The organism is Roseovarius sp. JB2-10, assembly GCF_055693585.1.
Window position 1 is genome coordinate 3,276,546 of the sequence record NZ_CM146337.1, and the last position, 23,135, is coordinate 3,299,680.

At 58.1% G+C, this 23,135-nt stretch carries 23 protein-coding genes, 1 tRNA gene and 1 pseudogene; 16 read left to right on the forward strand and 9 right to left on the reverse strand.

The window, feature by feature from the left end:
• Positions 1 to 62 precede the first annotated feature (62 nt).
• Positions 63 to 695: a COG3904 family protein gene (locus tag ACZ1HJ_RS16355; RefSeq protein WP_472719707.1), complete on the forward strand. Its 633-nt coding sequence runs from the start codon at positions 63 to 65 to the stop codon at positions 693 to 695.
• On the opposite strand, the gene ACZ1HJ_RS16360 is transcribed toward ACZ1HJ_RS16355, so the two are convergent.
• Positions 692 to 2,320, reverse strand: coding sequence for an acyl-CoA dehydrogenase family protein (locus tag ACZ1HJ_RS16360; RefSeq protein WP_472719708.1), 1,629 nt, complete (start codon positions 2,318 to 2,320; stop codon positions 692 to 694). The two genes, ACZ1HJ_RS16355 and ACZ1HJ_RS16360, sit on opposite strands and share 4 nt — an antisense overlap.
• A gap of 129 nt (positions 2,321 to 2,449) precedes the next feature.
• On the opposite strand from ACZ1HJ_RS16360, the gene ACZ1HJ_RS16365 reads away from it, so the two are divergent.
• The 6 genes from ACZ1HJ_RS16365 to ACZ1HJ_RS16390 all read left to right on the forward strand — a co-directional run bounded on the left by ACZ1HJ_RS16365 (position 2,450) and on the right by ACZ1HJ_RS16390 (position 7,449).
• Positions 2,450 to 2,749 (forward strand): FtsB family cell division protein, encoded by a 300-nt coding sequence (locus ACZ1HJ_RS16365; RefSeq protein ID WP_472719709.1) that lies wholly within the window; start codon positions 2,450 to 2,452, stop codon positions 2,747 to 2,749.
• 139 nt (positions 2,750 to 2,888) lie between these two features.
• Positions 2,889 to 3,884: a pyruvate dehydrogenase (acetyl-transferring) E1 component subunit alpha gene (gene pdhA, locus ACZ1HJ_RS16370; protein ID WP_472719710.1), complete on the forward strand. Its 996-nt coding sequence runs from the start codon at positions 2,889 to 2,891 to the stop codon at positions 3,882 to 3,884.
• 20 nt (positions 3,885 to 3,904) lie between these two features.
• Positions 3,905 to 4,294 carry a VOC family protein gene (locus tag ACZ1HJ_RS16375; protein ID WP_472719711.1) on the forward strand — a complete coding sequence of 130 codons (390 nt, stop codon included), beginning with the start codon at positions 3,905 to 3,907 and terminating at the stop codon, positions 4,292 to 4,294.
• 2 nt (positions 4,295 to 4,296) lie between these two features.
• Positions 4,297 to 5,673, forward strand: a complete 1,377-nt coding sequence (locus ACZ1HJ_RS16380; RefSeq protein WP_472719712.1) for a pyruvate dehydrogenase complex E1 component subunit beta — start codon at positions 4,297 to 4,299, stop codon at positions 5,671 to 5,673.
• A gap of 14 nt (positions 5,674 to 5,687) precedes the next feature.
• Positions 5,688 to 6,995 (forward strand): pyruvate dehydrogenase complex dihydrolipoamide acetyltransferase, encoded by a 1,308-nt coding sequence (locus ACZ1HJ_RS16385; RefSeq protein ID WP_472719713.1) that lies wholly within the window; start codon positions 5,688 to 5,690, stop codon positions 6,993 to 6,995.
• Positions 6,996 to 7,308: 313 nt separating this feature from the next.
• The gene (locus ACZ1HJ_RS16390) at positions 7,309 to 7,449 is read left to right on the forward strand and encodes a hypothetical protein (protein WP_472719714.1); all 141 of its coding nucleotides are present in this window, start codon (positions 7,309 to 7,311) and stop codon (positions 7,447 to 7,449) included.
• Between the two features lie 130 nt (positions 7,450 to 7,579).
• On the opposite strand, the gene cysE is transcribed toward ACZ1HJ_RS16390, so the two are convergent.
• The gene (cysE, locus tag ACZ1HJ_RS16395; protein WP_472719715.1) at positions 7,580 to 8,407 is read right to left on the reverse strand and encodes a serine O-acetyltransferase; all 828 of its coding nucleotides are present in this window, start codon (positions 8,405 to 8,407) and stop codon (positions 7,580 to 7,582) included.
• Positions 8,408 to 8,491: 84 nt separating this feature from the next.
• Between cysE and ACZ1HJ_RS16400 the strand changes: the two genes are divergently transcribed.
• Positions 8,492 to 8,830: a TraR/DksA family transcriptional regulator gene (locus tag ACZ1HJ_RS16400; RefSeq protein ID WP_472719716.1), complete on the forward strand. Its 339-nt coding sequence runs from the start codon at positions 8,492 to 8,494 to the stop codon at positions 8,828 to 8,830.
• On the opposite strand, the gene ACZ1HJ_RS16405 is transcribed toward ACZ1HJ_RS16400, so the two are convergent.
• Entirely contained in the window at positions 8,827 to 11,337 is a 2,511-nt protein-coding gene (locus ACZ1HJ_RS16405) for a phage tail protein (RefSeq protein WP_472719717.1), read from the reverse strand. The genes ACZ1HJ_RS16400 and ACZ1HJ_RS16405 overlap by 4 nt on opposite strands.
• 517 nt (positions 11,338 to 11,854) lie before the next feature.
• On the opposite strand from ACZ1HJ_RS16405, the gene ACZ1HJ_RS16410 reads away from it, so the two are divergent.
• Positions 11,855 to 13,171 carry an aminotransferase class I/II-fold pyridoxal phosphate-dependent enzyme gene (locus ACZ1HJ_RS16410; protein ID WP_472719718.1) on the forward strand — a complete coding sequence of 439 codons (1,317 nt, stop codon included), beginning with the start codon at positions 11,855 to 11,857 and terminating at the stop codon, positions 13,169 to 13,171.
• A gap of 72 nt (positions 13,172 to 13,243) precedes the next feature.
• On the opposite strand, the gene ACZ1HJ_RS16415 is transcribed toward ACZ1HJ_RS16410, so the two are convergent.
• Together ACZ1HJ_RS16415 and ACZ1HJ_RS16420 are read right to left on the reverse strand one after the other, a co-directional pair.
• The gene (locus ACZ1HJ_RS16415) at positions 13,244 to 13,819 is read right to left on the reverse strand and encodes a YceI family protein (protein WP_472719719.1); all 576 of its coding nucleotides are present in this window, start codon (positions 13,817 to 13,819) and stop codon (positions 13,244 to 13,246) included.
• 133 nt (positions 13,820 to 13,952) lie between these two features.
• The gene (locus ACZ1HJ_RS16420; protein WP_472719720.1) at positions 13,953 to 14,456 is read right to left on the reverse strand and encodes a hypothetical protein; all 504 of its coding nucleotides are present in this window, start codon (positions 14,454 to 14,456) and stop codon (positions 13,953 to 13,955) included.
• Between the two features lie 266 nt (positions 14,457 to 14,722).
• On the opposite strand from ACZ1HJ_RS16420, the gene rpsF reads away from it, so the two are divergent.
• The 6 genes and pseudogenes from rpsF to ACZ1HJ_RS16450 all read left to right on the forward strand — a co-directional run bounded on the left by rpsF (position 14,723) and on the right by ACZ1HJ_RS16450 (position 18,282).
• On the forward strand, positions 14,723 to 15,076 hold the full coding sequence (rpsF, locus tag ACZ1HJ_RS16425; RefSeq protein ID WP_472719721.1) for a 30S ribosomal protein S6: 354 nt from the start codon (positions 14,723 to 14,725) through the stop codon (positions 15,074 to 15,076).
• Positions 15,077 to 15,104: 28 nt separating this feature from the next.
• Positions 15,105 to 15,332 carry a 30S ribosomal protein S18 gene (gene rpsR / locus ACZ1HJ_RS16430; RefSeq protein WP_011569173.1) on the forward strand — a complete coding sequence of 76 codons (228 nt, stop codon included), beginning with the start codon at positions 15,105 to 15,107 and terminating at the stop codon, positions 15,330 to 15,332.
• A 12-nt stretch (positions 15,333 to 15,344) separates the two neighbouring features.
• A pseudogene (rplI, locus tag ACZ1HJ_RS16435) lies at positions 15,345 to 16,008 on the forward strand (50S ribosomal protein L9).
• 235 nt (positions 16,009 to 16,243) lie between these two features.
• Complete coding sequence (locus ACZ1HJ_RS16440) at positions 16,244 to 16,570, forward strand: helix-turn-helix domain-containing protein (RefSeq protein WP_472719722.1); 327 nt, start codon at positions 16,244 to 16,246, stop codon at positions 16,568 to 16,570.
• Between the two features lie 83 nt (positions 16,571 to 16,653).
• Complete coding sequence (locus tag ACZ1HJ_RS16445; RefSeq protein WP_472722227.1) at positions 16,654 to 17,355, forward strand: LuxR family transcriptional regulator; 702 nt, start codon at positions 16,654 to 16,656, stop codon at positions 17,353 to 17,355.
• Between the two features lie 117 nt (positions 17,356 to 17,472).
• Positions 17,473 to 18,282, forward strand: a complete 810-nt coding sequence (locus ACZ1HJ_RS16450; RefSeq protein WP_472719723.1) for an acyl-homoserine-lactone synthase — start codon at positions 17,473 to 17,475, stop codon at positions 18,280 to 18,282.
• A 118-nt stretch (positions 18,283 to 18,400) separates the two neighbouring features.
• Here the strand turns inward: ACZ1HJ_RS16450 and tig are convergent, their stop codons facing one another.
• The 3 genes from tig to ACZ1HJ_RS16465 form a co-directional block, all read right to left on the reverse strand.
• The gene (tig, locus tag ACZ1HJ_RS16455) at positions 18,401 to 19,732 is read right to left on the reverse strand and encodes a trigger factor (RefSeq protein ID WP_472719724.1); all 1,332 of its coding nucleotides are present in this window, start codon (positions 19,730 to 19,732) and stop codon (positions 18,401 to 18,403) included.
• 178 nt (positions 19,733 to 19,910) lie between these two features.
• Positions 19,911 to 20,078, reverse strand: a complete 168-nt coding sequence (locus ACZ1HJ_RS16460) for a hypothetical protein (RefSeq protein ID WP_472719725.1) — start codon at positions 20,076 to 20,078, stop codon at positions 19,911 to 19,913.
• A gap of 536 nt (positions 20,079 to 20,614) precedes the next feature.
• Positions 20,615 to 20,699: transfer RNA gene (locus ACZ1HJ_RS16465), tRNA-Leu, on the reverse strand.
• Between the two features lie 160 nt (positions 20,700 to 20,859).
• Here ACZ1HJ_RS16465 and ACZ1HJ_RS16470 point away from each other — a divergent pair.
• The gene (locus ACZ1HJ_RS16470) at positions 20,860 to 21,354 is read left to right on the forward strand and encodes a Hint domain-containing protein (RefSeq protein WP_472719726.1); all 495 of its coding nucleotides are present in this window, start codon (positions 20,860 to 20,862) and stop codon (positions 21,352 to 21,354) included.
• A gap of 59 nt (positions 21,355 to 21,413) precedes the next feature.
• Here the strand turns inward: ACZ1HJ_RS16470 and ACZ1HJ_RS16475 are convergent, their stop codons facing one another.
• Entirely contained in the window at positions 21,414 to 23,024 is a 1,611-nt protein-coding gene (locus ACZ1HJ_RS16475) for an NAD(P)H-hydrate dehydratase (protein ID WP_472719727.1), read from the reverse strand.
• Positions 23,025 to 23,135: the final 111 nt, after the last annotated feature.

A 23,135-nucleotide genomic window follows, 5' to 3' on the forward strand; every position in this document is an offset into this window, starting at 1 on the left:
CCCGCTGCTGCGTTGCGACTTTTTGGTTTCTGCCAGCCACGGCACCACCCTCGGGGTAACGCATGATGCTTGCGATTTCAGATCAGGAGAGACGCAGCTTGCACCCCGTCCGGGCGGTGCTGCACCGGTTCATTGCCGCCCTGATGCTCGTGGCACTGACAGCGCTGGCCGCCTGCGATGACGATGTCGATCCCTCCATCACACCAAATGATTTCGTCGTCGATGGCAGCCGCCTTTACCTCAGCGGCGACATCAGCGCGCTGACACTACGCCATTTCAACCAGATCATAGCCGAAAACCCGCAAATCAGCACTGTCGTGGAGCTGGATGTGCCGGGATCCGTCGACGAAGAAGCGATGATTGCACTTGGCTACCGCATCCGCGATCTGGGGCTGAACACGCATCTGACCGCGCGCAGTCAGATCTATTCCGGCGGCGTCGATGTGTTTCTGGCCGGTGTGCGCCGCACGATGGAGCCCGGCGCGGTCATCGGCGTGCACGCCTGGGCCGACAATTTCAAAGAGGCCACCGATTATCCCGTGGGCGCCAATGAACACATAGCCAACCGGCGGTACATCGAGGATATGCTGGGCAGTGACGCGTTCTATTGGTTTTCGATCTACGCGGCACCGGCAGATGGCGTGCACATCATGACCGGTCCGGAAATCGCACGTTTCGGCATAGTGACCAATTAGCCCTCGGGCCCTAACCGGGCCAGAATACCATCCAGATCAACCGCGCCGATGGCCCCGGCGGTACGGCCGCGCTCACCGCCAAGGCGCGTGGCCACATAGGCCTCCGACACCGCCGCAGGTGCAGTCCGGATCAGGACCGACGCCGTCAGCAACGTCGCAAGGCTTTCTACGTACCAGCGCGCCTGCGCCTCCTCCGGCAGCTTGGGAAACCGCTGCATATGGGCCTTCATTGCCATATCGTAGCGCCGAAACTGCCCCGTGGCATCGCCCAGTTCTTCGCTCAGCACTTCTCCGGCCAAAGGTTCACGCCGGAGCGTGCGCAGGATGTCCAGACAGATCACATTGCCCGATCCTTCCCAGATCGAATTGAGCGGCGCCTCGCGGTAGAGCAGCGGCAGGCCGGTTTCCTCCACATAACCTGCGCCGCCAATCGCCTCCATCGCCTCATAGACCAGATTGGGGCAGAGCTTGTTGCCCAGATATTTGGCCAGCGCCACCGCCAGCCGGGCAAAGGCCCGGTCGCGTTCGGATGTGCCATCAAAGGCGCGCGCCACATGACACCCGAGCGCCAAAGTGCCTTCCCAGTCCAGTGTCAGATCCGCCAATACGGACCGCATCAGGGGCTGATCAATCAATTGCCGCTGGAAAACCGTCCGGTGCCGTGCCCAATGGGCCGCCCTGTCCAACGCCGCCCGCATCAGCCCCGCCGGGGCCAAGGCCGTATCGAGCCGCGTATGGTGGGCCATCTCGATGATCGTGCGCACGCCTGCGCCCTCATCCCCCAGACGGTACGCCATAGCCCCGTGATATTCGATCTCGGCCGAGGCGTTGGAGCGGTTGCCCAGCTTGTCCTTCAGACGCTGGATGTGGATCGCATTGCGCGTGCCTTCAGTCCAGCGCGGCACCAGAAAACAGGTCAGGCCATCGGGCGCCTGCGCCAGGGTCAAAAACCCATCCGACATCGGCGCAGAGCAGAACCATTTATGCCCGGTCAGCCGATAATGGTCCGTATCCCGCTGCGCGCGCGTCGCATTGGCCCGCACGTCCGACCCACCCTGTTTTTCAGTCATCGCCATGCCCAACGTGGCGCCGGGCTTACGCGCCAGCGGTGTGGGTGATCCGTCGTAAAGGCGCGCGGTCAGCTTGGGCACCCATTGATCAAAAAGCCGCTTGTCCGCCTGAAGCGCGGGCACAGCCGCATAGGTCATTGTCATCGGACAGCACACGCCCGGCTCAACCTGCGACGTGAGATACACCATCGCGGCATGGGTCGCGTGGCCACCCGCCCGGCCTTCCCACGCAATGGCGGAATAGCCCGCGCCGATCCCCGCTTGCATCAATTGATGATAGGCGGGATGAAACCGCACCTCATCCAGACGCCGGCCACCGGCATCAAAACTCACCAGTTCCGGCACATGCCGGTTGGCCGCGTGCGCCGCCTCGCGGAGCGCGACCGAGCCTAGCCGTTCGCCGTAGCCCGCCAGATGCGTTGCATCCGCACCCGCCGCCTCCGCATGGCAGATCAAGGCCGGATCCTGCGACCACAGATCCTGCGCGCCGCGCGTGGCGGGTTGGTTGGTCACCTCGTGCGACGACAAGTGTCCACGCGGGGATGAGTGTGGCATGAACGACTCTCCTTTGACGTTATTCCTAACTTGGTTCGATCAGGCAAAAAGGGGATTCACAAAGCATTGTGGATATGCGAAAGTGTTTAAAACCCGCCCGTTAGAGGCGGCGCATGAGGCAGACGCAGAATGACCACCCGCAGCAAACCCGCCATGGGCGCCGTGATCTACTTTTTTGTGGCGTTCGGTCTGGGCGTTTATTTTACCTTTGCCGCGGTTCAGGGCGATTATGGCCTGTTTCAACGCGCCGAGATCGAGGCGGAGAGCAAAGCCCTCCATGCGCAGCTTGAGGCGTTGACCGCGCAGGTCGACCGGATGGAAAACCTGACACACCGCCTGTCTGACGATTACCTCGATCTTGATCTTCTCGATCAGCAGGCCCGCGATATTCTGGGGCTTTTGCGCGGCGACGAAATCGTCATTCGCTGACCACCACCCTCCCACAGGCACACGCGCATCTCACCACAGAAATCCATTGCGACATTTTCTCCCTCGTCAGCAGAAATCTGATAGTATATGAAAATGGTTTAATGCTAAACTATTACTTGCGACAAGGAGTTGCCCGCCTATGGCCGTCAAGAAAACCACAAAGAAATCAAACGTTTCCGCTGAAGAATTGAAAACATTCTATCACGACATGTTGCTTATCCGGCGATTCGAAGAGAAAGCCGGTCAGCTCTATGGCATGGGATTGATTGGCGGTTTCTGCCATCTCTATATCGGTCAGGAAGCGGTGGTTGTGGGGCTTGAGGCCGCCACCAAGGAAGGCGACAAGCGGATCACCACGTACCGCGATCACGGTCATATGCTGGCCTGCGGGATGAACCCCGATGGCGTCATGGCCGAACTGACCGGTCGCGAAGGTGGCTATTCGCGCGGCAAGGGCGGCTCGATGCATATGTTCAGCCGCGACAAGCATTTCTACGGCGGTCACGGCATCGTCGGCGCCAACGTGCCCCTGGGCGCGGGCCTGGCGTTTTCCGACAAGTATAAGGGCAATGACAACGTGACCTTCACCTATTTCGGTGATGGCGCGGCCAACCAGGGTCAGGTCTATGAGACGTTCAACATGGCGGCGCTCTGGGAATTGCCGGTGATCTTCGTGATCGAAAACAACCAGTATGCGATGGGCACGTCGCAGAAACGCTCCACCTCAACACCTGACATCTACACCCGCGGCGAAGCATTCGGCATCCCCGGTGAGGCCGTGGACGGCATGGACGTGCTCGCCGTGAAAGAGGCGGGCGAAAAGGCCGTTGCGCACTGCCGTGCGGGCAAGGGCCCCTATATCCTCGAGGTCAAGACCTACCGCTATCGCGGCCACTCGATGTCGGACCCGGCCAAGTACCGGACCCGTGAGGAAGTGCAGAAAATGCGCGAAGAGAAGGACGCGATCGAACATGTCCGCGATCTCTTGTTGTCGGGCAAGCACGCCACCGAAGACGATCTCAAATCCATCGACAAAAACGTCAAACAGGTGGTCAACGCGTCCGCCGACTTTGCCAAGGACAGCCCGGAACCCGCGGTCGAAGAACTGTGGACCGACATCTACGTCGAAGCATAAACAAGGAAGGAGATTGCGCGATGCCGCATTTCGAAATCCATGTCAGCAACGTGGACCGCGCCAAGGAATTCTACGGCGGGCTGTTTGGCTGGTCCTTCGCCCCCATGCCCGGTGCCGAAGATGTCGGATATCATCTGATTGAGGGCGATGAGATTGGCATGAACCACACGTTGAGCGGCGGGATCATGCGCCGGATGGGTGATGCGCCTGCCGCGGGCGGCCCAATTCGCGGCGGCACCATGACGTTTGCCGTCGAAGATTGCGATGAGCGATATGAATGGGCGCTGTCCCATGGCGGTGGCGAGGCGCTGCCGCCCGAAGATTACCCCGGCATTGGGCGCTGCGCCTATGTCGAGGATGGAGAAGGTAATGTCGTCGGGTTTATCACACCGGCTGAGGGAGACGTTTAACAATGCCAACAGAAATTCTGATGCCCGCCCTTTCGCCCACGATGGAAGAAGGCACATTGGCCAAATGGCTCGTGAAGGAAGGCGATACCGTCGCCTCGGGTGATATTCTGGCCGAGATTGAAACCGACAAGGCCACCATGGAATTCGAGGCCGTCGATGAAGGTACCGTCGGCAAAATCCTCGTGGCTGAGGGTTCTGAAGGGGTCAAAGTCAACACGCCCATCGCCGTGCTGCTGGAGGACGGCGAAAGCGCCGATGACATTTCCAGCGCCGCGTCTGCTCCGGCCGAGGCAGCGCCCGCCGCCGAGGCCCCCGCCGCGTCTGCGCCAGCAGCCGCAACACCCGCGCCCGCCGCCCCTGCCCCTGATACCAGCCCCGACTGGCCTGAGGGCACCGAAATGGTCAAAATGACTGTCCGCGAGGCGCTCAATTCCGCCATGGCTGAAGAAATGCGCAGCGATGACAGTGTCTTTGTCATGGGCGAAGAAGTGGCCGAATATCAGGGTGCCTACAAGATCACCCAGAACCTGCTCGATGAGTTCGGCGCCCGCCGCGTGATCGACACGCCCATCACCGAACACGGCTTTGCCGGGATCGGCGTTGGCGCCGCCTGGGGCGGCTTGCGCCCCATCGTCGAATTCATGACCTGGAACTTTGCCATGCAGGCGATCGACCAGATCATCAACTCCGCCGGCAAGACAAACTATATGTCTGGCGGCCAATTGGGCTGCTCCGTGGTCTTCCGCGGCCCCAACGGTGCCGCCGCCCGCGTGGGCGCGCAACACTCGCAGGATTACGCCGCGTGGTACGCACAAGTGCCCGGCCTCAAGGTGGTGCAGCCCTATTCCGCCGCTGACGCCAAAGGTCTCTTGAAGACCGCCATTCGGGATCCGAACCCGGTCATTTTCCTCGAAAACGAAATCCTCTACGGCAAGTCCTTCGAGGTGCCCAAGATCGATGATTTCACCATCCCGTTTGGCAAGGCGCGCGTGCACCGCACCGGCAGTGACGTGACCATTGTCAGCTTCGGCATCGGCATGACCTACGCGCTTGAAGCCGCAGATAAACTGGCCGAAGACGGCATCAGCGCCGAGGTCATTGACCTCCGCACGCTTAGGCCCATCGACTATGACACCGTGATCGCAAGCGTGATGAAAACCAACCGCTGCGTGACCGTCGAAGAGGGCTGGCCCGTGGCCTCAATCGGCAACCACATCTCCGCCACGTTGATGGAGCGCGCTTTCGATTACCTCGATGCACCGGTCATCAACTGCACCGGCAAGGATGTGCCCATGCCCTATGCCGCGAACCTCGAAAAGCTGGCCCTCACCTCCACCGCTGAGGTGATTGAAGCCGTGAAACAAGTAACCTATCGCTAAGGAGACGCAGGGATATGCCCACTGAAATTCTCATGCCCGCCCTGTCACCCACGATGGAAGAAGGCACATTGGCCAAATGGCTGGTCAAAGAGGGCGACACCGTTGCCTCTGGCGATCTGCTGGCCGAGATTGAAACCGACAAAGCCACGATGGAATTTGAAGCCGTCGACGAAGGCACTGTCGGCAAGCTTCTCGTGGCTGAAGGCTCCGAAGGGGTCAAGGTCAACACGCCGATTGCCGTGTTGCTCGAAGAGGGTGAAAGCGCCGATGACATCAGCGCCGCCCCCGCAGCCCCGGCACCGGAGGCCCCCAAGGCCGACGCGGCTGCCGAGGCGGCAGCGCCTGCCGCTGCCACCGAGACAGCCGCACCCGCCGCGCCGAAAACTGCCGCAGGGGATCGCGTCTTTGCCTCACCCCTCGCCCGCCGCATTGCCGCCGACAAGGGGCTGGACCTCAGCCAGATCACCGGCTCCGGCCCCCATGGCCGCATCGTGAAGGCGGATGTTGAAAACGCAACGCCCGGCGCGAAACCCGCTGCGGCCCCTGCCACGGAATCTGCCCCCGCATCCGCCTCGGCGGCCTTGCCTTCAGGCCCGTCCGGCGACGCGATCTCGGCAATGTATCAGGGTCGCGACTATGAAGAGGTCAAGCTCGACGGCATGCGTAAAACCATCGCTGCACGTCTGACCGAAGCCAAACAGACCGTCCCGCATTTCTACCTGCGTCGCGACATCAAACTCGACGCATTGCTGAAATTCCGCAGCCAGCTCAACAAGCAACTCGAAACCCGCGGTGTCAAACTCAGCGTCAATGATTTCATCATCAAGGCCTGCGCGCTTGCTCTGCAGGCCGTGCCGGATGCCAATGCCGTCTGGGCCGGTGACAAGGTGCTGCGCCTCACGCCCTCGGATGTGGCCGTCGCTGTGGCCATCGAAGGCGGCCTCTTCACTCCAGTGCTCAAAGACGCGGAAATGAAATCGCTCTCCGCGCTCTCGGCCGAGATGAAAGACCTGGCGGGTCGCGCCCGTGACCGCAAGCTGGCACCCGAGGAGTATCAGGGCGGCAGCTTCGCCATCTCCAATCTCGGCATGTTTGGCATCGATAATTTCGACGCGGTGATCAACCCGCCCCATGGGGCGATCCTCGCTGTCGGCGCGGGCAAGAAAAAGCCTGTTGTTGGCGATGATGGCGAGTTGACGGTCGCAACGGTCATGTCAGTCACGCTTTCCGTAGATCACCGGGTGATTGACGGCGCCCTTGGCGCGGAACTGCTGGAACACATCCTGCAGAACCTCGAAAACCCGATGGTGATGCTGGCCTGACACAGGCCCTCGTAATAAAGACCCCAAGTGCCGCCGTGATCCGGACCATCCGGACCGGCGGCGCAGCCTTCCGGGCGCACGGTTGAACCCGCCGCATGTGCCGGATTTGGCAGAGCAGATTGCAAATACGCGACACGTGTTTTTCGGACTTTGCCAAAAAACCCGTATAAAATCATAACCTTATTGAAACCTGTTATCGGATAACAAAGGTTGTCTGCCGGCGTGTTTTTGAATGACACGGGGCTTTTGTCCATATCGGCAATCAAGACACGCCCCGGCGTGAACGCCAACAACACATCCGTAGGGTCAAGACATGAAGACCATATTTTTATCCGGCACAGCCGCCTTGGGACTCCTCACGCAGTGGCCACTTTTATTTGCTGTCGACACCGCCATTCAAACGCAGCCTTTCTCTGCCGCGCCGCCCGTGGCAATCCATGCGATTGAAAACTGACTTGGTGTCGCGCACAACTCAGGGCCGCACTGCGCGTCCCTCAGAGGTGACGGCGCGGGCGCCATAGTACATTGAAAAACCCCTGTAATGCTCTGACATTACAGGGGTTTTCTAATTTAAGTCGAAAATTTTACGCCAGGTCTTCCGGGCACGGCGCGGTTTGCAAAAGCTGATCCATCGTCAGCGAAGGCTGATCGCAGCCCGCTTCACCCACGATCTTGGCCGGAATACCCGCAACCGTCTTGCACGAGGGTACCTCTTCGAGCACCACCGAACCAGCGGCTACGCGGCTGCAATTACCCACACGGATATTGCCAAGCACCTTGGCCCCGGCCCCGATCAGGACACCGTCACCAATCTTGGGGTGGCGGTCCTCTTCTTCCTTACCGGTCCCGCCAAGCGTGACGGAATGCAGCATCGAGACATTGTCGCCGACAACAGCGGTTTCGCCGATCACGATGGAATGGGCATGGTCGATCATGATGCCCTTACCGATGCGCGCGGCGGGATGGATATCGACGCCAAACACTTCGGACGCGCGCATCTGGAAAAACCGTGCCAGATCCTTGCGGCCCGCATTCCACAGCCAATTGGCTACACGGTACGCCTGAATGGCCTGAAACCCTTTGAAATAGAGCATCGGCAAAATGAACCGGTCACAGGCCGGGTCACGGTCATTCACCGCCACGATGTCGGCCCGCGCCGACACGGCGATTTCCGGCTCCGCGCGCATGGCTTCGTCGCAAATCTCACGCAAAATCTGCTCCGACATCTCTGTCGACGCCAATTTCAGCGAAATCCGATAGGACAACGCAGATTCAATCGATTTATGGTGCAAAATGCTTGAATGCACCAACCCGCCCAACAGGGGTTCGACCGCGATGGCGTCCTGCGCCTCTTCAATAATGCGCGCCCAAACCGGGTCCAGCTGGGTTAATTTTACACGTGTTTCAACCATGTGCAGGCTCCTTCTGCAGGCCTTGACTATATCAGATAGGTACGGATGGTAAAATGCAAAGCTGTGATTTGCAGGATAACGAAATTGAATGATGTACAATTGGCAAAGTTCCGCGATCTGATCGCAGCCCGGTTATCGGAGATCGCACAGGAAGACGCATTGGGTGAAGCGGGTCAGGCGACGGTCGAGCTGGACCAGCAGGCGGTGGGCCGCCTCAGCCGCATGGACGCCCTTCAGGTTCAGGCCATGGCCAAGGCGCAGGCCACTCGGCGTCACACCGAAAAAACCCGCCTGACCGCCGCCCTTGGCCGCCTCGAAGACGATGAGTTTGGCTATTGCGAGGATTGTGGCGACGATATTGCCATGGGGCGGCTGGAACTTGATCCCGCCGCCGCCAAATGCATCGGATGCGCCAAGGGTTAGGCGCTTTGCGCCAACGTGGTAAAGCTGCCGGCACCAAAACCGGCCGACACCTGCGCAACCGTGACCTCATAAGCGCCACTTAGGCCATCTGAGGTTTGTGCCGCCGCCGTGTATGTCCATTCCGGCGCGGTCAGCATTTCTTCGCGCAGAACGGTTTCACCTTGCCGAACACGCAACAAATATTGCTCGCTCTCTTCGCCCAAGGGCACCTCGGGAGTATCCCACCGGTCGCCGCCCACCCGGGTCCGGCGGATCCAGCTGTAGCGGATATCGCCACCGCCATCGGGCACGGCCTTCAGATGCACGGGACCAAAGGGTTTCAGCCCAATACCCGCAAACGCCAATTCACCATGCTGATAGGCCGGATCGTCCAACGGGCGGTCGGCAGGCCCCACACGGTAATGCCGCGACAAACCACGCTTGCCTTCGGCCAAGGCAATCTGCACCGCCGATCCATCCAGACGCACCACAAAGGATCCGGCAGGCCAGGCGTCACTGCGCACATCATCACTGCCCAACTGTCCGCGCAGGCGGTGCCGTAACGCATAGGTGTCTTCCGCGATCAACTCCGCATCGCGAAACTGGAAAAGCTCCCATCCGTCCGGCGTACCGTCACCAATCGCGCACAGATTTGCGCCGCCCAGAAACGCGTCATCCACAACGCTTTCCATGATCCCAAAATTCATTTTCACGATCAAATCGGGCCCGTGATCGATCAATCCGGCCTGCGCGGGGGGCAGCGTGGCCTCGGTCACGCCAACCGGTGAACGGCCAGGAACGATCTGGTTGAGTTGGTAATTGGCGTCGATATCCGACGAATAGACCGCCGCGGCCCCCGGCCACGGATCAGCCATCATCGCCACATGCGGCGCGTGCGGGACCTCCTCGCCAGTTAACAGCGGCAAATCCATAAAGAGCGGTGTGACCGGAACCGGCGGCGTGAAGGCGCGCATCGATGGCACAACCTCGTCAATCTCGATCGGGCGGTAACTCTCAGGCTCGATCCGAACGCCTTCCACCCGCTGCGCGTTGCCCATCTGCTCCACCCGGTCGACGCGAAACAAGCCCGTGCCACCGCTTTCCTCAAGGCCCAGCACATCACCTGCGCCGATCTCCAGCCGTGACGGCGGCAGGGTAAAGCGCACTGTGTCAGAAGACAGCCGCGCCTCGGCCAGCCAACGTTCGACCGTTTGCCGCCCTTCGGCGCGCGTCAGACAAATCGGCATTTCCGAATTCGAAATACCGTTGGTTTCTTCGTCCGGCAAAACTGCCTCTTCGGCCTGTACTTCAAATTCGCTGTCGGCCCCAATAAAACGCAACCGCACACGGCCCGGCAATTCGGCGCTGCTGCTCCGCGTTGCCTCGACCACCACGTCGCTTTCTGGATCAAGCACAATCTGATCCCGCGCGATGCTGGTGGTGGCCTTGCCATCCCGCGACCGACAATGCAGCACCCCGCCCCGCTCGACCGCGTCAAACCCGGCACACAGCATCAAGGGTTGCAAGGCACCGCGCGCCTCACCGGTCTGATCCACGGTGTATCCGCGCACAAGGCCATGCAATTTGGTCGTATCAAGGTTGCTGAGCCCGCTTTTGCCACAAATTTCCTCAACAACAGACGCCAACGTTCGGGACGACATCCGCCCGTTCAACCAATGACCGCGGCCATAGTTTTCGCCATCAGACCAAAGGTCCAGATTGCTGGGGAAATAGGGAAACGGCCGGGCGTCCCAGGCCCAGGCATAGGCGTGATCCATGTCCAGCATGGGCGCGCCATATTCCGTCGACACAGGGTTGTGGGCCGGGTCATTCCAATACCCAAGCGTCGCGCGCAGATATTGCAGTTGCATCAATTCATCACGTCGCCCGGACGAAAACTTGGGCAGACTGGATTCCGAAGATTTCGCATCGACAAACTTGTTAGGCTGGTTGGTGCCCTTGTCGACCGCAGCACATCCATATTCGTCCACCCACGCGCTGTCGAATTGCGGCCCACGCAACCCTTCTGGATCATGCGCCGAAAAAAGCTGCGCCGTTGCACCATTGGGCCACAAAAGGCGTTTGCGCGTGGCTTGCCATTCAGGGCGTCTGTCCGGGGGCGAACAGGCCAGAATACCACTTTCGCCAAACACCATCACTTCGCGCACCTGATCAATTGTCTCACCTACCAGCGCCATACGCCGGCAGGCTCCGGGATCAAGCGGACGTGGCCCCTCCATCTGCATGCGGACCCACTCGGCACCCGCGCGCGTCTTGCCCGCACCGCGCCCGCCCATGATGATCCAACTGCGCCAATCCCCCGATGGCGGCAATTGATGATCCATTGCCCAGAATTCAAAAAGATAGGGAAGCGCTAGCAGCTCGCCATCATCCAGAGCATCGAGAAACTCTTCCTGGGCATCGGGCCCTTCTGAGACGATCCAGGCGGCACCCGATTGAAGTTCGGGCCGTATCGAAGTCGAGGGCGTAGTCGTGGACGATACCCTTGTCGCGCTTGTTTCGTTCATTGAGGTTAGCCTCCGCTTCAATTGCTATTTTCAACCACTGCCGGATGTCGGAAATCGCCCTGGTGGAGTTCTTCAACTCCTCCAGATCACCGGCGCGAATTTTCTCCTGGAGAATTTCCAGATCAGCCCTCATGTCATTGAGCTGGCGCTCAAGTGACGTGATTGACGTGCTCAGGCCTGTCGGTGCCTCATCGAGAGTTATCAGTGTCATGCGTGCTCATTGCCTTATGGGATTGCGATGCCTTGCCCCTCCGCGTTTCAGGTTGGTTGGCCATTCAGGTCAAACGCCTAAACCACCCACGTTCCTGCCAGCATTGCGCTACCTTATCGGTCAGCCCACTCAACCTGCCGCGTATGTGCTAGGGATTGGTGTGCGATCAGGCCCGCGGGTTTACATTCCCTTAACCTTGCAAAGAGGCATCCATAGAAGTCGAAGAACCGGGCATGTGTCATTTCTGGTTTGCACCGGGGGCACGCGCATCCCACACTGCGCCCAAGTCCAAAACGGAGCACGACGATGACACTTGCCGCCCGCCCCTGGGTTCCCGCCGCCTGCGAGGCCCATGTCCAATCCATTGCGTCTCAGACGGCAGCGAAAGGCGCACAGGATATCCTTTCTGAAATCAACCATCTGGCAGACCGCAATCGCGACATTCACGAGCGGGAGTGTTTCAACCTAAACCCCGCCACCAACGTCATGAACCCCAAGGCCGAGGCGCTCTTGTCCTCCGGCATCGGCTCGCGACCATCGCTTGGCTATCCCGGTGACAAATACGAAATGGGTCTGGAGGCGATTGAAAACATTGAAATCATCGCGGCCCAGCTCTGCGCCGAGGTTTTTGACGCAGCTTTTGCCGAAATTCGCGTGCCTTCAGGGGCGATCGCCAATCTTTATGGCTTCATGGCCACGTGTAAACCCGGGGACACCATCATCGTACCCCCGGCTGAAATCGGTGGACATGTCACACATCACATGGCCGGTTGCGCGGGGCTCTATGGCTTGCGTATCCTGCACGCCCCGATTGCCGAGGATGGGTATACCATTGATATCAATGCCTTGTCAGATTTGGCTCTGTCGGAAAAACCACGTCTGATTACGGTTGGAGGCAGTCTGAACCTGCATGAACACCCGGTTCGGAACATACGCGACATCGCCGATCAGATCGGCGCAAAGGTCATGTTCGACGCAGCCCATCAATGCGGCATCATCGCCGGGCGCGCGTGGCGTAATCCACTAAAGGAAGGCGCGCATTTCATGACGATGAGCACCTACAAAAGCCTCGGTGGGCCCGCAGGCGGTTTGATCGTGTCCAACGACGCGGAAATTGCCGAACGGCTCGACGCCATTGCCTTCCCCGGCATGACAGCCAATTTCGACGCGGCAAAATCCGCTGCTTTGGCAGTCACCATGCTGGATTGGCGTGAATTTGGCGCCGCTTACGCAAAGGAAATGATAAATCTTTCCATAGACTTATCGAACGCTCTTCACCAGGAAGGCCTTCCAGTATTTGACCCAGGCATAGGCCCCACCAAATCGCACCAATTTGCACTCGAAGCAGCATCCTTCGGCGGCGGTCAAGCGGCGTCAAAATCCCTGCGCAAGGCCGGGTTTCTGGCCTGTGGGATTGGCCTGCCCATCGCGGAGGTCACGGGCGACATGAACGGCTTGCGCATGGGCACGCCAGAGCTGGTCCGGTGGGGCATCACGGCTGACCATGTGCCGGAATTGGCCAGCCTGATCGCCCGCGCTTTGCAGGCAGATGACCCCGGCACACTCGCGCAGGACGTTTCAGAAATGCGGTGCCAGTTTGACCGCCTGCACTACGTTTTATGAGCCTGCGACCCAAAGATAAAGGCCGCCTGCATCCCCGCAAGCGGCCTTCTAATTCCGTGAGATTTCAGATTGTTATTCGGCTTTTCCAGCCTCGATCGAAATCATCACTTCGACCTCGTCGCTGACATTCGGTGCAAATTTTCCGAGGTCAAAATCAGAACGCTTGAGCGTTGTCGACGCGTCAAAACCCGCCCATTCCTGGCCGCCCTTGATCGGGTTGCCCGCCGCAAGGTTGAGTTTGGCGTCCAGTGTCACGGATTGGGTTACGCCGTTCATCGACAGATCGCCCGTGATCTTGGCTGTGTCATCGCCCGTCACTTCAATGCCGGTCGATGTGAAGGTCACTAGATCACCGTCGGCCGCGCCGAAGAAATCATCGGACATGAAGTGCGCTTCGCGCTTTTCCCACCCGGTGAACATGGATTTCACAGGCATAGAAACCGAAACGCTGGAGTTTGCAGGGTCTTCCTTGTCAAAGGCGATTTCGCCTTCAAACCCGGAAAACATGCCAAAAGTGGTCGAAAATCCGAAATGGTTGTAGGAAAACACAACCTGACTATGACTTGGGTCCAATGTGTATGTTTCAGGAGCTGCAAGCGCGCCACTCGCGGTGAAAGCCAAAGCAGCTGCAAAAAGGGTCGATTTCATCTTTTTCTCCATTGAGGGTCATGAAAACATCAATGAAAGAAACTTAAGACGTCGCGTCAGTAGGACAACACGGTATTATTCAACAGTTTGTGTGTAGAGGCGAACACTCGCCGATCAGATGGCCGGAGACCCTTCAGACAAGAGCGCTCAATGCGTCACGGATCGCGTTCTCAGCGGCAGTGTTGCGCACAGGAACCGATACGATCTCCTCGCCGCGCTTGTCCCGGGCCGAAAGATGACAATCGCGCAGGGTAATATCTGACAGTTCGTCCAGATTGTATTCACCGGCAACGATGGCCACGCCCTTTTCATCGATCTCAACGATCCGCAGCTGACGGGTTTTCGGGTCCAGATGGATTTCGGGTTCAGCATGGCGACTGTCCAGCGCGCTTACGAACATCATGCCCATGACAAGCATGGCAACAGAAAACACCAGCTTGACCAGTTGCATCGCCGTGTCGCCCTCGTCCACCGGCACGATCCAGACACCCAACGCCGCCAAAAGGCTCGCGGCACCGAACCCGGCCAGCAAGGCGCGTTTCAAGGGGCTTGCACTGCTGGTTTCCGCAATCAGTTTTGGTGAGCTGACATGCTGCACCGGGGTGTCGGGCATGTGGGTATCAGGCAATGCGACCATGGGATTATCCTCAAAACTATCTACGGTATAATTTCGAGGTGAAAAGCGACGACAATGGGGCAACCCCGGGACAATTTTCTGCCCGTCTGACGTGACCGCGCGGCACTTGCATGCCGCCATCCGATCCGACTTGCACGACGCGCCAAAGCGTCGTATACGCGCCCATCCTTTCGCTGGAAGTTTTGAACCGCGCAGTCTCTCGTGGACGGGTCGCGAAAGGCCAAAGACCCGCCTTTGAAATGCGCCTTGATAGAAGTGGAGCAAACATGCCGCTATATGAGCATGTCATGATCGCGCGTCAGGATCTGTCCAACGCGCAAGCCGAAGGGCTGATCGAACATTTTGGCACCGTGCTGTCCGATAACGGCGGCAAACTCGTCGAGAACGAGTATTGGGGCGTCAAAACAATGGCGTACAAGATCAACAAGAACCGCAAGGGCCACTATGCCTTTCTGAAAACCGATGCACCTGCAGAGGCCATTCAGGAAATGGAACGCCTGATGCGCCTGCATGACGACGTGATGCGCGTTCTGACCATCAAGGTCGACGGGCATGAAGAAGGGCCTTCGGTCCAGATGCAGAAACGCGAAGAACGTGGCGAACGCCGCGAACGTCGCTGATCAACGCTTGAAGAAAGGACGATAACCCATGGCTTCAAAACCATTTTTCCGCCGTCGTAAAGTTTGCCCCTTCTCGGGCGACAACGCACCAAAGATTGATTACAAAGACACACGTCTGCTGCAGCGCTATATCTCAGAGCGCGGTAAGATCGTACCGTCTCGCATCACCGCCGTCTCGGCCAAGAAGCAACGTGAACTGGCCCGCGCCATCAAACGCGCCCGCTTTCTTGCGCTGCTACCCTACGCTGTGAAGTAAGGAGAAACAGATATGCAAGTTATCCTACTGGAACGCGTGGCCAAACTGGGCCAGATGGGCGATGTGGTCGATGTGAAACCCGGCTACGCCCGCAACTACCTGCTGCTGCAAGGCAAGGCGCTGACCGCGTCGAAGGAAAACATCACCGCCTTCGAAGGCCAAAAGGCTCAGCTCGAAGCGCAGAACCTTGAGACCAAGAAAGAAGCCGAAGATCTGGCTTCGAAACTGGACGGTCAGCAGTTCATCGTGATCTCGTCAGGCTTCCGATGGTGGCAACCTCTACGGTTCTGTCAGCACACGGGACGCAGCCATCGTTGCGACCGAGGAAGGCTTCTCGATCGACCGCAAACAGGTGGTGATCCGCCAGCCGATCAAGGAACTTGGTCTGCATGAGGTCGAAGTGAACCTGCACCCGGAAGTGGACGCGGTGATCACGCTGAACGTTGCCCGCTCACCTGAAGAAGCTGAATTGCAAGCCTCCGGCAAAACGATCCAGGAAGCGGCTGCCGAAGAAGAAGAAGCGGCCGATTTCGAGATTGCAGAGCTGTTTGACGATATCGGTGCCGCGGCATCCGATGACGAAGAACTGGCGGAAGCAGTTGAAGAAATTCTTCCCGATGCGGAAGACGCTGAAGCAGCAGATGACGGCGACGCGGACACAAAAGACGACGCGTAAACGCCCGCCCGAAACAGTTAGAAAGCCGCGCCGGGGCAACCGGGCGCGGCTTTTTCTATTTGGATCCCGAAAAATGTGTTCAAAAACACACGTGTACCGCGAACTCTTATACAACTTCGGGTCGACAAAGCCGGAACAGGCATGGTAACCTCAGTCGGTAACGGGAGTAAAAACCAACCCATCTAGGATGGGTCCGTTCTGTGTATGTTGTGTAAATTAGAAGGAAATTGGGGTGATGATGGGAATCGATTCCGCCGTAGGACAGAGAATCCGCAAGCGTCGTAAGGCGCTTGGTCTGTCGCAAACCGAGCTGGCCCACAGTATTGGTGTCAAATTTCAGCAAGTTCAAAAATACGAAACAGGGGCCAACCGCGTCGCGGCGTCGCGCCTGTGGAAAATCTCAGAAACGCTGAAAGTTCCGATCACCTATTTCTTCGAAGACCTCGAATTGGCAGGTTTCTCGGAAGACGAAAACACTCAGGCGCGCGACCCGTCCCTGCCCGAGACCTCAGAAATGATCAAGATATTCAACCGCCTCCCCCGGCGCAAAAGATGGCGATGAGTTCGTTTCTTCAGTCACTGGACGCAGCTGCCGGACCTGAGCGCAATTAAAGAGAGGCCGGCCGATTGGCACAGACAGACCTGATGGATCACTTCGACCTCAGCTTTGTTCCGGAACGCAAGGATCCGTTCAAAGATCTCTTGCTCAAAACACGTGAAAAATTTGGTCTGGATCACGTGGCCTATGCCGGCTTCAACCCAATCAGCGGTTCCACGCACGGGCACGTCACCTATGATGACGCCTGGACGCAACACTATGCGCAGAAAGGGTTTTTTCGGATCGACCCGACGCTCATCGAAGCCCGGCGCAGCGTGGCGCCGGTGGATTGGTCGCGGCTGGAGCAGTCCGAGAACTTTCAATCGGTCTTCAGGGACGCGCATGATTTTGGCATTACCAACACCGGCGTGACCATCCCCGTGCGCGGCCCCTTTGGCGACATTGGCGGCCTGAGCGTGACCAGTGATCTCTCGCAGCCGGAATGGAAGAAACTGAAGCGTCACATCATCTCGGACCTGCAGATGGTTGCCGCCAATGTGCATGATCTGGTGATGCAGTCGAACCCGCTGATGCGGGCCCTGTCGACCCCGCAGCTTTCGACCCGTGAGGTTGAAATCTTGCAATGGACAGCCGCAGGTAAATCGCAGCAGGACATCGGCGATATCCTGTCGATCTCGCACCGGACGGTCGAAGTACATCTGCGCTCATCACGGCAAAAACTGCAGGCACTGACCACAACCCAGGCCGTAGGACGAGCCATCGCACTGGGCATCGTCTACCCCGGCTGATCGCTTCCCTCAAAAAACGTACCGGCGGCGAAGCGCCTACGGGATTCCCCCAATAGATTAATTTGTTATTCATTTTTAACGTCGTGGGTACCTGCAAGCCACTCACGAGGTACGAAAATGATCTTGGTCATAGACGCGCTAAATAAACACAAATTCCCCGACATAATGGACGAGATGTTCAAACTGCGCGCACGCGTGTTTGGCGATCGGATGGGGTGGGATGTCACTATCAAGAATGGGCAAGAACGCGATAAATTCGACGATATGGATCCTTCATACGCGGTGGGGCTGGATGATGACGGGCAAGTTGTGTCCTGCGTCAGAGCCCTGCAAACAACCGGTCCGCATATGCTGGCCGATGTGTTCTCCGCCATTCTACAGGGCGAGCCGCCTCTGCGCAGCGCAACACTTTGGGAATCAACCCGGTTTTGCGTAGACACAAAACGGCTCAGCCGCGGCAAGGGGCGCAGCTCGGTCTCATACGCCACCTGCGAGTTGATGATCGCCTCGTTGGAGGCGGCGAAAGAGGCCGGTGTGACCGATATCGTCACAGTGATTGATCCGCTGATGGACCGCATTCTGAAACGGTCCGGCAACACGCCCTATGACTACGTCGGTGCACAGACCGACATGGGCAAGGTGCCCGCACTGGCAGCCCTGCTGGATTGTACCGACGAGCGGATTGACCGCATTCGGGCTTTTGCCGGTATCTACCATGATGTCTTTGTCGCCGAGGACGAAATCCTTGCGGCCATGAACTATCAAACTGCGGCCCAGACAGCCGCGCGCGCAAGATATATTGATCTAAATGGATACTGCACGGAACAGATCAATTCCGCCTGTGATGAGCATGAACGGGGCGCTGCCCTGGCTCTGCAACGGGTGCTTTACGACAAGTTTCATTCGACGCGTGCTTGCAACGCCTGAACCCCCAGAGGTGTTCGCGAGCGGGGTGATTGCAGCGATCACGTTTCCCGCGCCGAAATGAACGAAGGGCCGCTCTCCCGGGCGGCCCTTCACATTTTTCAAAGAGGTCTGAAGCGGCTTAGGCTTCTTCCAGCTTTTCGATCTCTTTTTCCAGCTTGGCTTTGGTGATTTCCTTGTCGGTCACCTTGGCCAGTTCAACCACGTAATCCACCACCTTGTCTTCGAAGATGGGGGCGCGCAGTTGCTGACGCATCTGTGGGTTCTGCTGCACGTATTCAAAGAATTCGCGCTCTTGACCCGGATACTGACGGGCCTGCGCCATCACGGCCTGGGTCATCTCGGAATCGCTGACCTCAACTTCGGCCTTTTGCCCCAGTTCTGCGAGCAACAGACCCAGACGCACGCGGCGCTCGGCCAGTGTCTTGTGCTCATCCGTGGGCTCGATCTCGGGATGATCATGGCCCTGAACATCCGGGTTCTCATCATGCCACAGCTGATGCGCAATCTGCTTGGATTCGATGTCCACCATGCTTGGCGGCAACTCAAAGCTGACTTTTTTATCCAGCTCATCCAAGAGCTTACGCTTGAGGACGGCCTTGGCCGCACCGGCGTATTCTTCATTCAGGCGCTCGCCGATCTGGGCCTTCAACCCGGCCAGATCCTCGGCGCCAAACTTCTTGGCCAGCTCATCATCGATCTTGGCCGCCGTCGGTTCTTTCACGGCCTTGATGGTGCAATCAAACACCGCTTCCTTCCCGGCCAGATGCTCGGCTTGGTATTCGTCGGGGAAGTTCACGGTTACGGACTTCTCCTCACCGGCCTTCACGCCCACAAGCTGTTCCTCAAAACCGGGGATAAAGCTGTTGGAGCCCAGAGCCAGAGGATAATCCTCTGCACTGCCGCCATCAAAAGCTTCGCCGTCAACCTTGCCGACAAAATCCATCACAACCTGATCGCCGTCCTTGGCCTTGGAGCCCTTCTTGCGGTCTTTGAAGTCCTGTGCGCTTTCCGCCAGATTGCCTAGCGCCTCATCAACGGCCTTGTCGTCGGCTTTGACCACCAGACGTTCCAGCTTGATCGACTTCAGATCAACCTCCGGAATTTCCGGCAGCGCCTCATAGGTCATCTCGATCTCAAGATCGTCGCCTTCTTTCCAATCTTCATTGGTCATCTTGATGTTGGGCTCGGCCGCCGGGCGCTCGCCCTTCTCTTCCAGATGCTTCGACATCGCGCTGTCGACGGTCTCCTGCATCGCTTCACCCAGCACGCGCTGGCCAAAGTTCTTTTTCAGGAGCGCCAGAGGCACCTTGCCTTTGCGGAAGCCCTTCAGCTCCACATCTGGCTGCGCTTCTTTCAGCTTTTCCATTACCTTGTCGTCCAATTCCTTGGCCGACAGTGTCATTGTATAGGCTCGCTTGAGACCTTCGTTCAGGGTTTCGGTGACCTGCATGTTCGTCCTCATCCATTGCATTCGGGCCGCGGAGGCGTCCGCAGCGGTCAAAATCAGAGGCCCTTCTATTGGCCCCCCCGCAAGCACGCAAGGATAAAGCGTCACTTTTTTCGGTGATAACAGTGGATTTTGGGATGATTACGCAATCGGATCGACGCCGCTTACCGGCGCCCGACCGTCACAGCAAAAAAACCAGCCCCAGGGACAGCATCAGATAAAGCGCGGCGTATCCCATCAATTGGGCGCGTCTTCGGGCGCGATATGCGACGGCTTCGTCGTCCAGATGCAAAATGACATCTGCGGAAGGGCAACCATCCCCCCGAAGCGCCGCAAGAAAAGAATTCATTCGTTTACCCCAGTAAGAAACAGCCTGTCAGGCGTACCCTTCCCCTCAAATGGGGCGATGACGGTCGCGCCCATTTTGCAATCCGGGTTCTGGTTTTCGGGTTGTATCAGGTCACCCGACAGGCAGAACTTGTTACAGCACACCCCCTATCCATCGTCGAAATGTGGCGGAAAAGAGGCGCAAAATTGGCGGAACTACGGCGCGCATTGGTGTTTTGTTGGACCCAAGTTACCTGCGCCCAAGGCGTTGTTTCGTAAATTCCGACAAACAGCATAAATAGAGGACCGGTCAGGCCCTAAATTCAATATTTTCACGGAAATTGTTTCTCAACGGGCCTATATTTAAGCCCCCATGTGAACCCGTTGCCCGGGTCGAAATCAGTTTGATTTAAATTGGAAACAATTTGTTTCGATTTTGGAAAAATACAACCACGGCGACAAAATTCGCCTCCAGATTGTTTTTTCCTGAATAAACCAACGGATTCACCTTTCGCGCTATGCGCGCATTTCAAAGGGTGATTCTATTTTAAGGAGATGTGGTGCGGGTGAAGGGACTTGAACCCCCACGCCTTGCGGCGCCAGAACCTAAATCTGGTGCGTCTACCAATTCCGCCACACCCGCACGGTCTGCTGGCGCGCTCTCTAGCAAAGCTTTCCTTTGGTTGCGAGCAGAAAATGCGCGGTATTCGCGGGAAAATCCGGCTTTGAATAGACGAGACATTTACACAATCTTGCCATATTCTGTTGAAAACACTGAGGCAGACATAAAAGCGAGATACGCCATGAAACCGAAGACGGTCGGGCGGAAGAGCAGCGAGCCTATCGCCTTTCCTCCCGCGCACGCCCAGGGCCTGTTGGCCACCAGCACCGTGTTGACAACACAGGGTGAACGGCCCGTGGCCTCCCTGAAACCAGGTCAGCGTGTGATCACCCGCGATGGCGGCACAGCCGTTTTACGCGCGGTGCATCGGCAACAGATACGCGCCGAAGCCGTGCGCGTTCTTGCTGGTTCCTTGGGACATACCCGCCCCGATCGCGATATGATCCTGCCTGCCGGTCAAAAGGTCCTGATCCGGGACTGGCGCGCAAAGGCGCTTTTTGGTGCGGCTCAGGCCATGATACCTGCCCGCGCCCTGATTGATGGCGAATTTGTCACCGCCCTCGGCATGATTGATATGGATCTCTGCAAACTGGAATTTGACCGCCCGCATGTTCTCTATGTGGATGGCCTCGAAGTGGCGGGTCATCTGGCCGCCGCTGACGCAATAGCTGCCTGAAGGAAGACCCCTCCAAGCATCAAAAACCCCGGCGCCGCTGCGGCCCGGGGTTTTCTTATTCAAATCCCTAAAGCGCGAAAGACCTTCGGCAGTTCCTCGGGCAAATCCTCAGCAATCAACCCCGGCCCGAAAGACCGCGCGCATTCCACATGGAGCCATGCTGCCGTCTCTGCCGCCTGCATCGTATCAAACCCACGCGCCAGAAGCCCGGTGATGAACCCCGCCAGCACATCACCCGAGCCTGCCGTCGCCAGCCAGGGGGCGGCCCGTTCGTATTGCGCGGAATTGATCGAGCAACGTCCGTCCGGATGCGCAATCACCGTGTCTGGCCCCTTGAAGAGCACCACGCACCCTGCCCGCTTCGCCGCCTCTCGCGTGGCATCCACCTTGGAATAGGCCGGACCTTTGGTGGCGGGTGCGTTCAGTTTTTCAGCAATGTCCGGGAAAAGCCGTGCGAACTCTCCCCTATGCGGGGTCAGAACACATTGGCCATGCAGACAGTCAAACAGGGACTTTTCCTGCGCCAGGATCGTCAGAGCATCGGCGTCCAAAACCGCAGCACGTTTAGATTTTAACGTGGTTTTCACCAGGTCTTCGCCGCGCGCACCAATGCCCAGACCCGGCCCGATACAAAGCGTATTGATCCGATCATCGCTGAGCGTCACGTCCAACCCGTCGACCTCACCTGTCCCGTCTGAGACGCGTTTGAGCATGATCGCCGTGATTTGAGACGCCACCTCCATCTGCGCCGCAGGTGGCACGCCCAAGGTCACCAAGCCTGCGCCGATCCTAAGCGCCCCTCGCGCCGCCAACCGTGCCGCACCCGTCTTGCCCGGGCCGCCGGAGAGAATCAGCGCGTGGCCGTGGTCGTACTTGTGAGAATTTTCCCACGCTACCTTGAAAAGCCTATTTTCATCGCCTTGCACTCGACGCGCACAAAGCCATACAAGATTTGCATCTACTGCATGAAGCGTTGGGCCGATCCAATGCCCTATTCCAATATCGACATTAACTAACTTCCCACACTGAAGTGGCGAATTTTCAAGGTGGTGACCGGTCGTTGGAAGTTGAAAGGTTACAGTTAGGTCTGCTTCTAAAAATCCTTCGATGGTCATCTCCGAATTGCTTGATCCGATATATCGACCGCTGTCCGCACAAAGACCGCTCACAATGTCCACTGCAACCACGCGCCGGTTTCCAAAAATGCCAGTTGCGCGCCTCAGGATTCCCAAAACTGTATCATCAATTGGACGCGATAGACCCGTACCGAACAAAGCGTCAACGACTAGTGTCGATGGTTCGCCAAAGCGCGCTGCAATCCCCACCGCCTCAAGGAGATTTTCGACCTTTCCCAATCCCCTCCACCGCTCAATATTCGCCCTCGCATCCGGCGGCAGCTTTTCCGGGTCGCCGTAGAGGAGCACCTCCACCTCCCAACCCCAGTCTTTCAGGAGCCGCGCCACCACGAAACCATCGCCGCCATTGTTGCCGGGTCCACACAGAACCACGGCGCGGTGCGAAGTCTTTGCAAGCTCCGGCCATTCCTCAAAAATGGCCTCGACGACGCCCTGTCCGGCGCGTTCCATCAGCTCCAGACCGGTCACCTCGCCCGACTCGATGGCGGCCTGTTCAATGGCCCGCATCTGGGCGGCAGTTAGTAATTCGGTCATTTTGACGCCCCATCCGATTCAATTTCGACCATTTTCACAGCAGTGTGCCTATTTTTTATGCAAATAGGATACCGCAACACCCTGTGCACCTGCAGGATCACCCTATCCGAT

Coding starts and splice junctions, on each gene's coding strand:
- ACZ1HJ_RS16470 (WP_472719726.1), top strand. CDS start 20,860: ATGAAACCGAAGACGGTCGGGCGGAAGAGCAGCGAGCCTATCGCCTTT.
- tig (WP_472719724.1), bottom strand. CDS start 19,732: ATGCAGGTCACCGAAACCCTGAACGAAGGTCTCAAGCGAGCCTATACA.
- ACZ1HJ_RS16405 (WP_472719717.1), bottom strand. CDS start 11,337: ATGAACGAAACAAGCGCGACAAGGGTATCGTCCACGACTACGCCCTCG.
- ACZ1HJ_RS16375 (WP_472719711.1), top strand. CDS start 3,905: ATGCCGCATTTCGAAATCCATGTCAGCAACGTGGACCGCGCCAAGGAA.
- ACZ1HJ_RS16385 (WP_472719713.1), top strand. CDS start 5,688: ATGCCCACTGAAATTCTCATGCCCGCCCTGTCACCCACGATGGAAGAA.
- ACZ1HJ_RS16355 (WP_472719707.1), top strand. CDS start 63: ATGATGCTTGCGATTTCAGATCAGGAGAGACGCAGCTTGCACCCCGTC.
- ACZ1HJ_RS16475 (WP_472719727.1), bottom strand. CDS start 23,024: ATGACCGAATTACTAACTGCCGCCCAGATGCGGGCCATTGAACAGGCC.
- pdhA (WP_472719710.1), top strand. CDS start 2,889: ATGGCCGTCAAGAAAACCACAAAGAAATCAAACGTTTCCGCTGAAGAA.
- ACZ1HJ_RS16450 (WP_472719723.1), top strand. CDS start 17,473: ATGATCTTGGTCATAGACGCGCTAAATAAACACAAATTCCCCGACATA.
- ACZ1HJ_RS16380 (WP_472719712.1), top strand. CDS start 4,297: ATGCCAACAGAAATTCTGATGCCCGCCCTTTCGCCCACGATGGAAGAA.
- ACZ1HJ_RS16440 (WP_472719722.1), top strand. CDS start 16,244: ATGATGGGAATCGATTCCGCCGTAGGACAGAGAATCCGCAAGCGTCGT.
- ACZ1HJ_RS16460 (WP_472719725.1), bottom strand. CDS start 20,078: ATGAATTCTTTTCTTGCGGCGCTTCGGGGGGATGGTTGCCCTTCCGCA.
- ACZ1HJ_RS16415 (WP_472719719.1), bottom strand. CDS start 13,819: ATGAAATCGACCCTTTTTGCAGCTGCTTTGGCTTTCACCGCGAGTGGC.
- ACZ1HJ_RS16420 (WP_472719720.1), bottom strand. CDS start 14,456: ATGGTCGCATTGCCTGATACCCACATGCCCGACACCCCGGTGCAGCAT.
- ACZ1HJ_RS16410 (WP_472719718.1), top strand. CDS start 11,855: ATGACACTTGCCGCCCGCCCCTGGGTTCCCGCCGCCTGCGAGGCCCAT.
- cysE (WP_472719715.1), bottom strand. CDS start 8,407: ATGGTTGAAACACGTGTAAAATTAACCCAGCTGGACCCGGTTTGGGCG.
- rpsR (WP_011569173.1), top strand. CDS start 15,105: ATGGCTTCAAAACCATTTTTCCGCCGTCGTAAAGTTTGCCCCTTCTCG.
- ACZ1HJ_RS16390 (WP_472719714.1), top strand. CDS start 7,309: ATGAAGACCATATTTTTATCCGGCACAGCCGCCTTGGGACTCCTCACG.
- ACZ1HJ_RS16360 (WP_472719708.1), bottom strand. CDS start 2,320: ATGCCACACTCATCCCCGCGTGGACACTTGTCGTCGCACGAGGTGACC.
- ACZ1HJ_RS16365 (WP_472719709.1), top strand. CDS start 2,450: ATGACCACCCGCAGCAAACCCGCCATGGGCGCCGTGATCTACTTTTTT.
- rpsF (WP_472719721.1), top strand. CDS start 14,723: ATGCCGCTATATGAGCATGTCATGATCGCGCGTCAGGATCTGTCCAAC.
- ACZ1HJ_RS16445 (WP_472722227.1), top strand. CDS start 16,654: ATGGATCACTTCGACCTCAGCTTTGTTCCGGAACGCAAGGATCCGTTC.